Origin of the sequence: Siphonobacter sp. BAB-5385 (genome assembly GCF_002261125.1) — a bacterium.
Lineage (GTDB): Bacteria > Bacteroidota > Bacteroidia > Cytophagales > Spirosomataceae > Siphonobacter.
On record NZ_NMPS01000089.1, the window covers coordinates 52,200 to 65,551 of the forward strand.

The following is a 13,352-nucleotide window of genomic DNA, read 5'->3' on the forward strand; positions in this document are numbered from 1 at the left end:
GGCTTTTATCCCGGTGGGAATACCCTGATCGATCCGATTCTATAAACCTAATCCTTACTTAACGAAGGACTTTAAAACACCGTCAGTATTGATAATGGATTTCAATTCGGCATACGGAATCAATAGCTCCGTGGGCCCTTCGGCGTAGGCTTTAATTTCGTACGGGTTGTAGCGAAACAATAAGCCTTCCGGACGAATACTGAAATTATCGTTCAGGGCAAAGGCATTGTTTTCAAAAAAGTATTTTTCACCGTACGGATCACCTGCTTTCAGGCCTTCCTGTGTACGGAATAATTTCTCCGCCGTGGCCGCTAAGGTCTTCTCATAACCGGGCTTAAATAATTCGTTCAAGGTTAGTTGATGTCCTTTGGGAGTCAGGTTTACGTAGACCAGATTCGTGTTGGGGTGAGCACCGCCCGAGTAGTTGTACGTGAGCGTAGCCGCAGCGATAAGCTGGGGCGTTTGGTGGAGAACCTGCGTCCGGATATCCGTTTCCCAGGCACTGCCCATGACGGGCTCATTGGGGAAGCGTTTCCGCTGATCGGCAATGAACGTATCGAAATCTTTGACGAAATCCTGAACGACCTGCGTAGGGGAAGCCTTCGCCTGAGCGGCCGTAGCATCGGGATTGTCGAGGTAGCCCGAGGCCGCTACCGCGTGTCGGAGAAGCGAATCCGTCAGGACCTGATTGCCTTCAAAAACCGGGTAGGTGAACTGAGCACGGGCACACAGCGAGTCGGGGCGTACGCAAAGCTGACTGTGAACGGAATCGCCCTTGATGGTGTACGCGAGGGTGTCGGCTCCAGCGGCCGATTGTTGCTCCGGTTTTTTCGATTCACAGGCCGCTAACAGCAGCAACAGGGGGAAGAAAAGGGAAACTTGTTTCATGACTAGAAAAGGGGATTGGGAATACAAGACTACCGAATTCAAAAAAAGGATGCAAGCAAAAAGAATCGGGATTGATTGTTAAGCAACCCCCTTCTCCAGAAACCAGAGAAGGGGGCGGGGCACTTAGGCTTTCTCTGCCCAGATCTGAGCAAGGTTAACGATAACTTCCACGGCTTTCTCCATATCCTGCCGGGACACCCATTCGTGACGAGAGTGAAACGCGTGTTCGCCTGCGAAAATGTTGGGGCAGGGCAGTCCCATAAAGGAAAGCCGCGAGCCGTCCGTACCTCCCCGGATGCTCATTTGCCGGGCGGCAATACCGCTGCGTTCGATGGCTTCCACCGCGTACTGAGCTACCTGTGGATATTGATCGAGTACCTCTTTCATATTGCGGTACTGTTCAACCACCTGGATAGCCGCCGTTGAATTCGGATACTGAGCCAGTACTTCCTCGGTCAGTTGTTTCAGAAAGGCTTCCTTTTCGTGTAGACCCGCTTCGGCGAAGTCCCGGATGATGAGTTCTACTTCGGCTTCCTCCACGGTACCGTGCAGATAGGTAGGGTGTACGAAACCCTCTTTGTCTTCGGTCGTTTCCGGAGAGAGGCGATCCTTGGGTAAGCGGGCTATCAGCTCCGAGGCGATTTTAATGGCACTTTCCATACGGCCTTTGGCAAAGCCGGGGTGCTGACTTACGCCCTGAATGCGAATATGCACGGCGTCGGCCGAGAAGGTTTCGTCTTCCAGCGAGCCCAGCGTTTCGCCGTCGATGGTATAGCCGAAATCCGCACCCAGTTTTTCCAGGTCCACCTTGGCCGTACCCCGACCGATTTCTTCGTCGGGCGTAAAAAGAATTTTTATCGTTCCGTGTTCCAGTTCAGGATGCGAAATGAGGTAATGCACCGCATCCATGATTTCAGCCACACCGGCCTTGTTGTCCGCTCCGAGCAGCGTGGTTCCGGAAGCCGTGATGAGGTCGTTTCCGATCTGGTCTTTCAGGTCGGGATGATCGCTCATGCGGATGATCTGGGCAGGATCGTCGGGCAGTACCAGATCCGAGCCGTCGTAGCGGGTATGAACGATAGGCTTCACGTTCGCCCCTGAACAATCGGGTGAGGTATCCACGTGCGAGCAAAAGCAAATCACGGGGACGCCCGTTTTGGCGGTGGTGGCGGGCAGCGTCGCGTACACATAGCCATAATCGTCGAGTTCGACCTCCGTAACACCCATCTGCTGCAATTCCTGCACCAGTACGCGACTCAAGTCTTTTTGCTTTTCGGTCGAAGGGTAGGTCTCGGAATGCGGATCAGACTGGGTGTCGATCTGTACGTAACGCAAAAAACGTTCGGTTACGGTAAAAGAATAAGGACTTAAAGGCATTGATAGTCAAACAAATAAAGGTTTTGTACAAAACAATATAGCAAATTAGCAAGTTTTTTTGGGGAATGAAGGCGGCTTTTTTCCCGCATTCAAATTTATTTTTGTGCCGGGTGAAGGGTTTTTGTGTATTTTCGCTGTCATCAAAACGTTGCCTCTCCTCATACTGGCCGTTGCCAAACAAATTTTTGCTTTATGTCTGATTTTGCAGAACTCTCCGTAGAAGGTAAGAAGGTTCAACTTCCCATTGTCGTTGGAACTGAGGCTGAAAAAGCCGTAGATATTAGTAAACTCCGCGATGAAACGGGTTTCGTCACGCTGGATTCCGGGTACAAAAATACCGGAGCCACCAAAAGTGCGATTACTTTTCTGGACGGTGAAAAAGGTATTCTGAATTACCGTGGATACAGTATTGAAGATTTAGCGGCTAAAGCGACTTTTCTCGAGGTCGCTTATTTGCTTATTTACGGGGAGTTACCCACCCAGGAGCAATACGCTGAGTTTGAAGACTCCATCCGTCGCCACACGATTGTAAACGAAGGCGTACGGGCCATTTTCGATAATTTCCCCGTAAACGCTCACCCGATGGCTACATTGTCATCGCTGGTAAGTGCCCTGAGTGCGTTCTATCCGGATTCGTACGACGAAAAAGGAAAAGACGATCGTCACATCATTCGTTTGCTGGCTAAGTTGCCGACCATCGCTTCCTGGAGCTATAAGAAAGCTCAGGGACACCCAGTGAACTACCCCAAAAACGATCTCGACTACTGCTCGAACTTCCTGAACATGATGTTCTCGCTGCCCGTTGAGAAATACGAGGTAGATCCCGTAGTTGCTTCTGCTCTGAACACGCTGCTGATTCTGCACGCGGATCATGAACAAAACTGCTCGACGTCAACGGTACGTCTGGTGGGTTCTTCGCAGGCGAACCTGTACTCGTCGATTTCTGCCGGTATCAGTGCCCTGTGGGGACCCCTGCACGGTGGTGCAAACCAGGAAGTAATCGAAATGCTGGAAGCCATCAAGGCCGACGGTGGCGACGTAAGCAAGTACATTGACATGGCGAAGAATGCCAAGACGACGGGCTTCCGTCTGTTTGGTTTCGGTCACCGGGTGTACAAAAACTTCGACCCCCGGGCGAAGATCATCAAGAAAGCAGCCGACGATGTACTGACGAAACTGGGCGTGAATGATCCCGTACTGGAAATCGCCAAAGGACTCGAAGAGGCCGCTCTGAACGACGAATACTTCGTGGCTCGCAAGCTGTACCCGAACGTCGATTTCTATTCTGGAATCATCTACCGGGCCCTCGGTATTCCGACCAATATGTTTACAGTGATGTTCGCCATTGGCCGTCTGCCGGGCTGGATTGCCCAGTGGAAAGAAATGCGGGCCGCGAAAGAACCCATTGGTCGTCCCCGTCAGATTTACACGGGAGCTACCCTGCGTGATTTCGTTCCCATGGAACAACGCTAGTTACTGAATTTTCAAAATGTGGGCACCGTCCCACATTTTTTATGCTTTTTACTTTTTCATGGCTTTTATGGGAAAGGCTTTCTCGGTTCGGGAAAGCCTTCTTTGATTTCCGGGGGCAAAGTCGGGTAACTTGCCTGAATACGCACGGCCAAATTTTTGAAAAGTCATTCCGCTGAAATTCCAAAGGTTGTTTTGGCCTGTGTCGGTACGGTGTTTTACGGGCCAATTGTATTCTTAAAACCACCAAATGCACTTTTTAAAGGCATTGAACGGGGGGAGAAAGAATGCAAAAATTTCAAACCGCCCAGCGGACAAATCTAGTACCTTAGCGGTTTAAGGCGTCTGTATAAAGCAATCGGAAGACGCTCATTCAACAACAAACGTAGTAATGGAAGAGAAAAAAAATCTTCGCCGTCAGGACGCTCTGGATTATCACTCCAAGGGTCGTCCGGGAAAAATTGAAGTAGTTACGACGAAAGAAACAGCCACGCAACGCGATCTTTCTCTGGCGTATTCGCCGGGAGTAGCCGAGCCCTGTCTGGCCATTGCCGAAAATCCGGAAGATGTTTATAAATACACCGCCAAGGGAAATCTGGTGGCGGTAATTTCCAACGGTACGGCCGTGCTGGGGCTGGGCGATATTGGTCCGGAAGCCGGTAAACCCGTGATGGAAGGAAAAGGTCTGCTATTCAAAATCTACGCGGACATTGACGTTTTCGACATTGAACTCAATACCAAAGACGTCGATGAGTTTGTTCGGACGGTAAAAATTCTCGAACCTACCTTCGGAGGCGTGAACCTGGAGGACATCAAGGCTCCGGAATGTTTTGAAATCGAAGATCGGTTGCGGAAGGAGTTGAAAATTCCGGTAATGCACGACGATCAGCACGGTACGGCCATCATCTCTGGTGCGGCTCTGCTGAATGCTCTGGAAATCGTTGGGAAGAATATTCAGGACGCCAAATTCATTGTGAGTGGAGCCGGAGCTGCGGCCATTTCCTGTACCCAGATGTACGTACAACTGGGAGCCCGCAAAGAAAACATCACCATGTTTGATAAAGACGGCGTGATTTGTCTGGAGCGTACCAACCTGTTTGGCAAGCAAAAGGATTTTGCCGTTCCGACGCATATCACGATGGCTGAGGCCATTAAAGGTGCCGATGTATTCATCGGACTGAGTGCGGCAAACGTGCTTTCGCAGGACATGATACGCAGCATGGCAGACAATCCGATCGTATTCGCGATGGCGAACCCGACACCGGAAATCAGCTATGAAGACGCTACCGCCGCTCGTCCGGATATTATCATGGCCACCGGTCGTAGTGACTACCCTAACCAGGTGAACAACGTACTCGGTTTCCCCTTCATTTTCCGGGGTGCCCTCGACGTACGGGCTACGGGCATCAACGAAGCCATGAAAATGGCTGCTACGTACGCTCTGGCCGAGCTGGCGAAAGAACCCGTCCCCGATATTGTCAATATCGCTTACAACGAAAAGAATCTAACCTTTGGCCGGACGTACATCATTCCGAAGCCCATGGACCCTCGTTTGCTGACGACGGTAGCTCCGGCCGTGGCGAAAGCCGCGATGGAATCAGGACTGGCGACGCAACCCATTGAAGACTGGGAAGCCTACGAACAGGTACTGGCCAAACGCCTCGGTCAGGACAACCAGTTGACGCGGGCCATTGTCAACAAAGCCAAAAAGGATCCTAAGAAAGTCGTATTTGCCGATGCCGAAAGTCAGACGGTACTCAAAGCCGTACAGCAGGTCTACGACGATGGCATTTGCGAACCGATTCTGTTAGGAAACCGGACCCGGATCGAAAAAATGATCAAAGAAGACCGACTGGAGCTGGAAGGTGTGCAGATCATTGATCCGAAAGCCGACGACGTGCAGCCGCTGGCCCGTGAGTTTGCGAATGCCTACTACGAAAAACGGAAACGCCGGGGCGTAAGTCCCGCCGATGCCGAACAGATCATGCTGCGTCGGACGTATTTCGGAGCCATGATGGTGGAAACGGGTAAGGCCGATTGTCTGATTTCGGGTTTGACGCGGAACTATCCGGATACCGTTCGCCCGGCTCTTCAGGTGATTGGACGGCAGGAAGGCATCAAGAAGGTATCAGGTATGTACATCCTGCTTACCAAAAAGGGCCCTCTGTTCCTTTCTGATACGACGGTAAACTTTAATCCTTCGGTAACTGAACTGGTAGAGATTGCTGAACTAACGGCGATCTCCGTGGAAAGTCTGGGTATTAAGCCCCGCATCGCGTTATTGACGTATTCCAACTACGGTACCGCTGATGGGGAAGACGCTGAGAAAATGCGGCAGGCGACGGCCATTCTACGCGGTAAACATCCTGACTGGGTGGTAGAAGGGGAAATGCAGGCTCACCTGGCCTTTAATACAGAATTGGTGAAGCAACAGTATCCCTTCTCTGATTTAGCCGAAGAAGGAGCAAACGTGCTTATTTTCCCGAACCTCTCGGCGGCGAACATTGCTTACAACTTATTGAAAGAAGTCGGCGAACTCGAATACATCGGTCCCGTACTCCTGGGTCTGAAGAAACCCGTACACGTCCTACAGTTAGGAAGTACGGTTCGTGAGATCGTTAACATGGTAGCGATTGCCGTGGCTCAGGCTCAATAATTTTGATTGTATTTAGGAACGGGGTGATGATCCAACGCGTCACCCCGTTTTATTCCAACCACCAATCCGTATGAAAGACCTCTTTTCCAAACAATCGGATGCTTACGCGAAATACCGTCCTACGTATCCTACTGAACTATACGAATTTATTCTCAAGTATGTACCGGGCCGGGAAGCCGCCTGGGATTGTGCTACGGGCAACGGACAGGTAGCCGTCGCTCTGGCTGAATACTTTGAACGCGTCGAAGCTACCGATATCAGTGAACAGCAACTAGCTCAGGCCGAGCCCGCTCAACGCGTACATTACCAGGTTAGCCGGGCGGAAGAGACGAACTTCCCCGCTCAGTCCTTCGATCTGGTTACCGTAGGGCAGGCTTTACACTGGTTCAATTTTGAAACTTTTCACTCCGAGGTAAAACGAGTACTTAAACCCGGAGGCGTACTGGCCGTCTGGGGCTACGAATTATTGGAGATTAGTCCGGAGATCGATCCCCTCATTCTTGATTTCTATACGACGGTGGTGGGACCGTACTGGGCTCCCGAGCGGCATCATATTCAGGAAAAATACACGAAGATTCCTTTTCCGTATCAGGAAGTGCAGGTACCCGTTTTCTCTATGATCAAACAGTGGAGTTTAGAAGAACTGTCCGGTTACTTTAGCTCCTGGTCGAGTGTACAGGCGTACAAGGAAGCCAATGGCGAAGATCCGGTTCCTGAACTCATCGATCAGATTAGTCCGTTGTGGGACGTTGATCAGGTACAGGAAATCGAGTTTCCCATCTTCATGCGATTAGGTATTAACGCCTGATGGAAAATATACCGCACAAAAAAGACCTCGACGCCGAGGTCTTTTTTGTTTAGACAATCAATACGTTATTCCAAAGACTTCACCAATGCAGAACTAACCTTCAACACTGTACCATGCCGGGTTCCCTTCGGAAATTCGACCTGATCGGATACGTCTTCCCAGTGTTCCATGTCTTTGGAGCGAATGGCCCCGTACTTATGTTCGGTATACTTGTCGAAATACACGTACACGTAATCACCGATTTGCACCGCCGTCGGGCCTTCCGCCCAGTACTGGCCCGTAATCGGAGCCGAAACTTCGGTTGGGTACGGCCCGACGGCGTTACGCGATTTAGTGATGCGGATATTCTTCTCGGCGGGTTTCGGGTTTTCGTTTTTCAGGAACATGTAATACCACTTGCCTTTCTTTAAAAGCGTGGCATCAATGACGCTAAAAGTCGGATTGAAGAAAAGCTTCGTATCACTGAACGTTTTGAAATCGCGGGTGGTGACGTAGTAAATCCGGTGGTTGAGGCCCTTTTCCCGTTCCGACTCGGCCACATCCGAATGCCGCCCGGGGATGGTCGTGGCCCAGTAGATGATAAACTGCTTGGCCTGATCGTCGTAGAATACTTCTGGAGCCCAGCTGTTCTTGGCCGTAGGTTCGTGCGTCATGACCGGAATGGCCTGTTGAGCGGACCAGTTTTTTAAATCTTTTGAGGAGGCATAACCGATGATCTGGTCATTCCAGCCGGAGGTCCAGACCATGTGAAAGGTTTGGTCCGGCCCCTGAATGACGCAGGGATCCCGCATGAGTTTATCTTTTCCGACTTCGGGCGTCAGGTACGAGGCTCCGTTACGGAGCGATTTCCAGTGCAGGCCATCGGTACTACTGGCCCAGTGTAGGCCATCCTGACCATTGTCGGTAAAGTAAGCAAAGAGATACGACTGAGCCTGAACCGTTAGACAGAACAGCCAGAAACCGCAACTAAGAAGGGTACGCATAGATGGATTAGAAAACGTTGAATAAGAGAATGCCTCTGTTAAAGGGGACGGAAGTTTACGCAGAAATCCCTATTTTTCCGTACCTAAGGTATTGGTATGATTTCATTAGAGAGTCAGCGTATCCTCTGATTGTCTGGCGGGCTGGGTTCATAAAGGCTAAAAAGAATCGCATACGAGCCCTCTGCCGGAAGTCAGCACTGCGAACCCTGCTTGATTCCATCAACCATGAGTACCCCGAGTCAACCGAAACAAAATCTTCTTAAAAAAATCACCCATCAGGACGTCGAAAGTGCGGCTCTGCCCACCCTTGGCGTATTTGTGGGTTTAATGCTCGCCCAGATTCCGTTTTTCGGTCCTTTTGCCGGATTCATCGTCATGGTGATGCAGTGTCTGATGAATGTGCGTCCGAAGGGTACCTATAAAGAACGCTTACAGATTTTGAGCTACGTGCTGCTGATTCTTTTGGGAACAACCCTCTGGGGGATCATTGGTACATACCATTGGGTGAATGTCGTGCTGGGGGTTATTCTGCTGTCGGTGGCCCTGAGCTACTGGCGGCATTTTTTCCCGGACGACTGGCGAAGCATCAATGCCCCCGCCGCGGCTCTGTACTTCTTTTCACTAGCCGTCAAAGCCGACGAAATAGCCATAGCGGCCGTGTTGATCAGCGGGGTACTCGCGATTCTGTTGCAGGCCCTGATGTGGCGGGTGTGGCCTGCGGCCTTTGAAACCCGATCGCCACTGATGCGGCTGCGTAGTCGCCGGGCTCGCAAGCGTACGCATAAGCTGGATCTGTCGGTGGCTTCACTGAAACCGGATTTGTGGCGGTACACGTTCCGGTTATCCTTTCTACTGGTGCTGAGCGTTTGGCTCATTAGTTATACGCGTTCCTTTCACGCGTACTGGATTCCCCTAACGATTGTCATTGTCTTGCAGGACAATCACAGCGATACGCTGAAACGGGTGGGGGGACGAATCCTGGGAACCTTCATTGGAAGCATCATCGGGAGTTTTATTCTGGTGCTGCATCCCGAACCTGTTCTGGGTATGCCCTTACTGATTCTATGCATGTTTACGTTCCTGTTGATCGTCAAACACAACTATCCGGTCGCCTGTATTTTCCTGACGATTTATATCATCCTGCTGATTGGTCAGCAAACCACGCATTCGTTTACCGTGGCCATTGAACGCAGTTTATTTACGCTGGTGGGTGGTTTTCTGGTGTTCATTAGTTCGTTTATCCTGTTCTGGAATCGAAAACAGATGCAATCTTCCTGAAGAAAGCCTTCTGTCTACTGAACTTTAGGATAGACAACCGCCGTTACGGTATCTTTGTGAAAAGAATCAATGATGACTATGCCCCAAGTGCTTACCCCTGCTACGACACTACCCGTAATGGAATCCTTTTACACGCTGCAGGGCGAAGGCTTTCATGCGGGAAAAGCCGCTTATTTTATTCGTCTGGGCGGTTGTGAAGTGGGTTGCCACTGGTGTGATGTGAAAGAAAGTTGGGATGCCAGCCTGCATCCTTCCTTTGGTATTGACTTCATTGTGGCGGGTGCCCTTCAGTACCCCGGACGGATGGCCGTGATTACCGGCGGTGAACCGCTCATGCATGACTTGACGGACTTGACCGCTGCTCTCCAAATCGCCGGATTCCAGACCAATATCGAAACCTCCGGCGTGTATGCCGTGACGGGTTCCTGGGACTGGATCTGTTTTTCTCCGAAAAAATTCAAGGAACCGCATTCCGATATTTACGAGCGGGCTGACGAGCTAAAAGTAATTATCTATAACAAATCGGATTTTGAATTTGCCGAGGAACATGCTTCCCGTCTCCAAACGGATGCTCAGCTACTGCTGCAACCCGAATGGAGCAAACGTGACGTAATGCTGCCCCAAATCATTGACTACGTCAAAGACAATCCGAAGTGGCGGGTTTCGTTACAAACGCATAAGTACATGAATATTCCGTAATCCATGAACGCCATCCATCGAAGTCAGGAGTCCAGCCGGACCAGTATTCCCCAGGAAACGAAACGCATGCTACGTCGAGTAAGTCTCTTGCTCGGCCTGTTGCAGGGGTTATGGCTGATGACTCCGGAACTTCAGGCCCAGGATCGGCGGGCTCAGGACGCGTACGAAAAAGGACAGAAAGCACTGGCTAACCGGGATTTACCCGGTGCCCGAAAAGAATTTCAGCGAGCTGTGGAACGCGACGAATCCTACGGGGAGGCGTACTTCCGGCTCGCTCAACTAGCCGAATACGACCGAAACCTGGATCAGGCGGCCGTACAGTACGAAAAAGCCATTACGCTCAAACCCGAATCGCCGGAAGTACAGCCGGCGTATCTCTGGCTGGGCAGTCATTATTTGCGTCGGGGGCAGTATACGCAGGCTGCTCCCTTGCTTCAAAAGTACATTACGGGTCAGCAAGCCCTGACGAAACCGACAAACGCCCAGAAAATTGCGTTGAAGCGGGCTACCCGCATGCTGGAGGTATGCCGGTTTTCGGAAGAAGCCATCAAACGTCCGTTGACGGTTCAGGTCAAACGCCTGCCCGATGCGGTCAACCGTTTCGAGTCGCAGTATTTTCCCGTCCTGACGGCGGATCGGCAAACGCTGTTTTTTACCGGCATTGAACAGGAAAACGGCGACGAAAACCTGTACACCTCCGTGTACACGGAAGAGGCCGGCTGGACGAAACCCCGCCTTCTACCCGGAGCCATCAATACGACGGAGAACGAAGGTACTTCCAGTATTTCTGCGGATGGGCGTACGCTGGTTTTTACGGTGTGTCAAAGCCGCTTACGCCACGGATTTGGGAACTGTGATTTGTACATCAGCTACCGAAACGGGCAGGAGTGGAGCGAACCCGAAAACTTGGGACCGGAAATCAATTCCGGAGCCTGGGAATCGCAACCTACGCTTTCACCCGACGGCAGGGTCTTATTCTTCGTCTCGGATCGTCCGGGCGGTGTTGGTAAACGCGACATCTGGATGAGCCGCAAGGATTCACTGGGTCGCTGGTTACCCTGCGTTAATGCCGGGGCGGTCATCAATACCACCGAAGATGAGGTTTCTCCTTTTCTGCACGCCAACGGCCGTAGTCTCTTCTTTGCTTCCGACGGGTATACGGGCCTCGGTGGCTTTGATCTATGGCTGAGCGAATTTGACGGAACGCGTTTCTCGAAACCCGAAAATTTAGGTTATCCCATTAATACCCACGAAGATCAGGTCGCTCTGTACATCACGGCCGATGGCCGCAAAGGCTATTATTCCCAGGAAGAACGAATTCGGGCCGATCGTCATCAATCGCGACTTTGGGAGCTGGATGTGCCGGAAGCACTGGCTTCCCGTTTCAAACGAGCCAATGTACTGAAGGGTACTATTGTAGATGCTGCCAATCAAAAACCGCTGGCGGCTAATCTGGAAGTCATCAATCTGAAAACCAATGCTACCGAAGCCCTGCTACGGAGCGATGCCAAAACGGGCGAATATGCGGTAGTATTGACGGATGGCAATGAATACGCCGTTTTTGTCAATCGTCCGGGGTATCTCTACAAAAGTTTGTCTTTCGATTTTTCGGGGAAAAGTACGGACAAGGTCCTGAACATGGCTCTGGAAAGCATCCGAAAGGATCAGCATGAAGTACTAAAAAATGTTTTCTTCGAATCCGGTCGTTGGGATTTGCAGGAAAAGTCGCAGGCGGAACTGGAAAAACTGGTCCGGTTGCTCAAAGAAAATCCTTCCGTATCCGTCGAAATCTCGGGCCATACGGATGACGTAGGCGAAGACAAAAACAATTTGGAACTCTCCCTCAAGCGAGCCCGCTCTGTGATGGAATATCTGGCCGCTCACGGGATTACGGCCACCCGGGTCAAGGCCGTTGGGCTGGGAGAGACCCGACCCGTAGTGCCGAATACCAGCGAGGAAAATCGGGCTCAGAACCGGCGGATTGAAGTTAAGATTCTCTAGAGAATGCCCGGAGCGGAAAGATTGTTGGAAGCAGGAAAACCTTTTTTCAGGGAAAATATGTTACCCCTGCGAGCCCAATCCTGAAAACCGACAACCTTGATTTTCAGCAAGTCTTAAAAAAATCTTGCCTTTCCGGCTCGAATTGGCAATTTTTGTGAAAGCAACCGAGTTGCAACTAAGGTATTACTCCCATCATTTTATGTCAGCTGAACATATTCATTGCTTAATCATTGGTTCAGGCCCTGCTGGCTACACAGCCGCTATCTACGCTTCACGGGCAGGTCTTCAGCCAGTTTTATATACGGGTGCTCAACCGGGCGGTCAATTAACGACGACAACCGAAGTGGATAACTTTCCGGGCTATCCCGAAGGCGTAACCGGACCCGAAATGATGCAGGACCTGGAAAAACAGGCTCGTCGTTTTGGAACGGAAATTCGCTATGGTTTAGCCACGAAGGTAGATTTTTCGGATACAGCCAGTAAAAAAGTCTGGATAGACGATACGCACGAAATCTGTGCCGATGCTGTCATTATTTCCACGGGAGCTTCGGCCAAATGGCTGGGTCTGCCGGGTGAAGACATCTACAATGGTCGCGGGGTATCGGCCTGTGCCGTATGTGATGGTTTCTTCTACCGAGGTCAGGACGTTGTGGTTGTAGGCGGTGGCGATACCGCTGTGGAAGAGGCAAGCTATCTGGCTAAATTATGCAAGAAAGTGTACCTGCTGGTTCGCCGGGATGAGTTACGGGCCTCGCAAATCATGCAGAACCGGGTAAAGACTATTGCTAACATCGAAATTCTCTGGAATACCGAAACCGAAGAATTGTTAGGTGACGAAACGGGTCTTACCGGTGCCCGTGTGAAAAACATTGTAACGGGTGAAGTACAGGATTTATGCGTGACGGGCTTCTTCGTAGCCATCGGTCATAAACCCAATACCGATATTTTCAAAGATTTCATCGACATGGATACTACGGGTTACATCAAAACCGTTCCCGGTAGTAGCCGTACCAACGTAGCGGGTGTATTTGCCTGTGGCGATGCCCAGGACAATGTGTACCGCCAGGCCATTACCGCCGCTGGTACGGGCTGTATGGCCGCTCTGGACGCCGAACGCTGGCTGGCTGAAGTTGAAACGGCCGTAGCGGTAGGTTCAGCAGCCCTTTAAAATTAATCTTACGTAACTCCAGCT

The 13,352-nt window shown here is 51.0% G+C and carries 10 protein-coding genes; 7 read left to right on the forward strand and 3 right to left on the reverse strand.

Annotated features, from left to right (window positions below; genetic code table 11):
* Window positions 1-54: 54 nt before the first annotated feature.
* Together BWI93_RS08855 and pepT are read right to left on the reverse strand one after the other, a co-directional pair.
* Complete coding sequence (locus BWI93_RS08855; protein ID WP_094810329.1) at window positions 55-888, reverse strand: DUF3298 and DUF4163 domain-containing protein; 834 nt, start codon at window positions 886-888, stop codon at window positions 55-57.
* 123 nt (window positions 889-1,011) lie between these two features.
* The gene (gene pepT, locus BWI93_RS08860; protein ID WP_094810331.1) at window positions 1,012-2,265 is read right to left on the reverse strand and encodes a peptidase T; all 1,254 of its coding nucleotides are present in this window, start codon (window positions 2,263-2,265) and stop codon (window positions 1,012-1,014) included.
* A gap of 192 nt (window positions 2,266-2,457) precedes the next feature.
* Here pepT and BWI93_RS08865 point away from each other — a divergent pair, with 192 nt between their 5' ends.
* From BWI93_RS08865 to BWI93_RS08875, 3 genes are all read left to right on the forward strand, one after another.
* On the forward strand, window positions 2,458-3,738 hold the full coding sequence (locus BWI93_RS08865) for a citrate synthase (RefSeq protein WP_094810333.1): 1,281 nt from the start codon (window positions 2,458-2,460) through the stop codon (window positions 3,736-3,738).
* 388 nt (window positions 3,739-4,126) lie between these two features.
* On the forward strand, window positions 4,127-6,391 hold the full coding sequence (locus BWI93_RS08870; protein ID WP_094810336.1) for an NADP-dependent malic enzyme: 2,265 nt from the start codon (window positions 4,127-4,129) through the stop codon (window positions 6,389-6,391).
* A gap of 70 nt (window positions 6,392-6,461) precedes the next feature.
* Window positions 6,462-7,199: a class I SAM-dependent methyltransferase gene (locus tag BWI93_RS08875; protein ID WP_094810338.1), complete on the forward strand. Its 738-nt coding sequence runs from the start codon at window positions 6,462-6,464 to the stop codon at window positions 7,197-7,199.
* Window positions 7,200-7,264: 65 nt separating this feature from the next.
* Here BWI93_RS08875 and BWI93_RS08880 read toward each other — a convergent pair whose 3' ends face one another.
* Window positions 7,265-8,182, reverse strand: a complete 918-nt coding sequence (locus tag BWI93_RS08880) for a glycoside hydrolase family 43 protein (protein WP_094810340.1) — start codon at window positions 8,180-8,182, stop codon at window positions 7,265-7,267.
* A gap of 225 nt (window positions 8,183-8,407) precedes the next feature.
* Between BWI93_RS08880 and BWI93_RS08885 the strand changes: the two genes are divergently transcribed.
* The 4 genes from BWI93_RS08885 to trxB all read left to right on the forward strand — a co-directional run bounded on the left by BWI93_RS08885 (window position 8,408) and on the right by trxB (window position 13,328).
* Window positions 8,408-9,460: an FUSC family protein gene (locus tag BWI93_RS08885; protein ID WP_094810342.1), complete on the forward strand. Its 1,053-nt coding sequence runs from the start codon at window positions 8,408-8,410 to the stop codon at window positions 9,458-9,460.
* A gap of 78 nt (window positions 9,461-9,538) precedes the next feature.
* Window positions 9,539-10,159 (forward strand): 7-carboxy-7-deazaguanine synthase QueE, encoded by a 621-nt coding sequence (locus BWI93_RS08890; RefSeq protein ID WP_255157779.1) that lies wholly within the window; start codon window positions 9,539-9,541, stop codon window positions 10,157-10,159.
* Window positions 10,160-10,162: 3 nt separating this feature from the next.
* Window positions 10,163-12,160, forward strand: coding sequence for an OmpA family protein (locus tag BWI93_RS08895; RefSeq protein ID WP_255157780.1), 1,998 nt, complete (start codon window positions 10,163-10,165; stop codon window positions 12,158-12,160).
* A 199-nt stretch (window positions 12,161-12,359) separates the two neighbouring features.
* Window positions 12,360-13,328, forward strand: coding sequence for a thioredoxin-disulfide reductase (gene trxB / locus BWI93_RS08900; RefSeq protein WP_094810344.1), 969 nt, complete (start codon window positions 12,360-12,362; stop codon window positions 13,326-13,328).
* Window positions 13,329-13,352 lie beyond the last annotated feature (24 nt).

Coding starts and splice junctions, on each gene's coding strand:
- BWI93_RS08855 (WP_094810329.1), bottom strand. CDS start 888: ATGAAACAAGTTTCCCTTTTCTTCCCCCTGTTGCTGCTGTTAGCGGCC.
- pepT (WP_094810331.1), bottom strand. CDS start 2,265: ATGCCTTTAAGTCCTTATTCTTTTACCGTAACCGAACGTTTTTTGCGT.
- BWI93_RS08865 (WP_094810333.1), top strand. CDS start 2,458: ATGTCTGATTTTGCAGAACTCTCCGTAGAAGGTAAGAAGGTTCAACTT.
- BWI93_RS08870 (WP_094810336.1), top strand. CDS start 4,127: ATGGAAGAGAAAAAAAATCTTCGCCGTCAGGACGCTCTGGATTATCAC.
- BWI93_RS08875 (WP_094810338.1), top strand. CDS start 6,462: ATGAAAGACCTCTTTTCCAAACAATCGGATGCTTACGCGAAATACCGT.
- BWI93_RS08880 (WP_094810340.1), bottom strand. CDS start 8,182: ATGCGTACCCTTCTTAGTTGCGGTTTCTGGCTGTTCTGTCTAACGGTT.
- BWI93_RS08885 (WP_094810342.1), top strand. CDS start 8,408: ATGAGTACCCCGAGTCAACCGAAACAAAATCTTCTTAAAAAAATCACC.
- BWI93_RS08890 (WP_255157779.1), top strand. CDS start 9,539: ATGCCCCAAGTGCTTACCCCTGCTACGACACTACCCGTAATGGAATCC.
- BWI93_RS08895 (WP_255157780.1), top strand. CDS start 10,163: ATGAACGCCATCCATCGAAGTCAGGAGTCCAGCCGGACCAGTATTCCC.
- trxB (WP_094810344.1), top strand. CDS start 12,360: ATGTCAGCTGAACATATTCATTGCTTAATCATTGGTTCAGGCCCTGCT.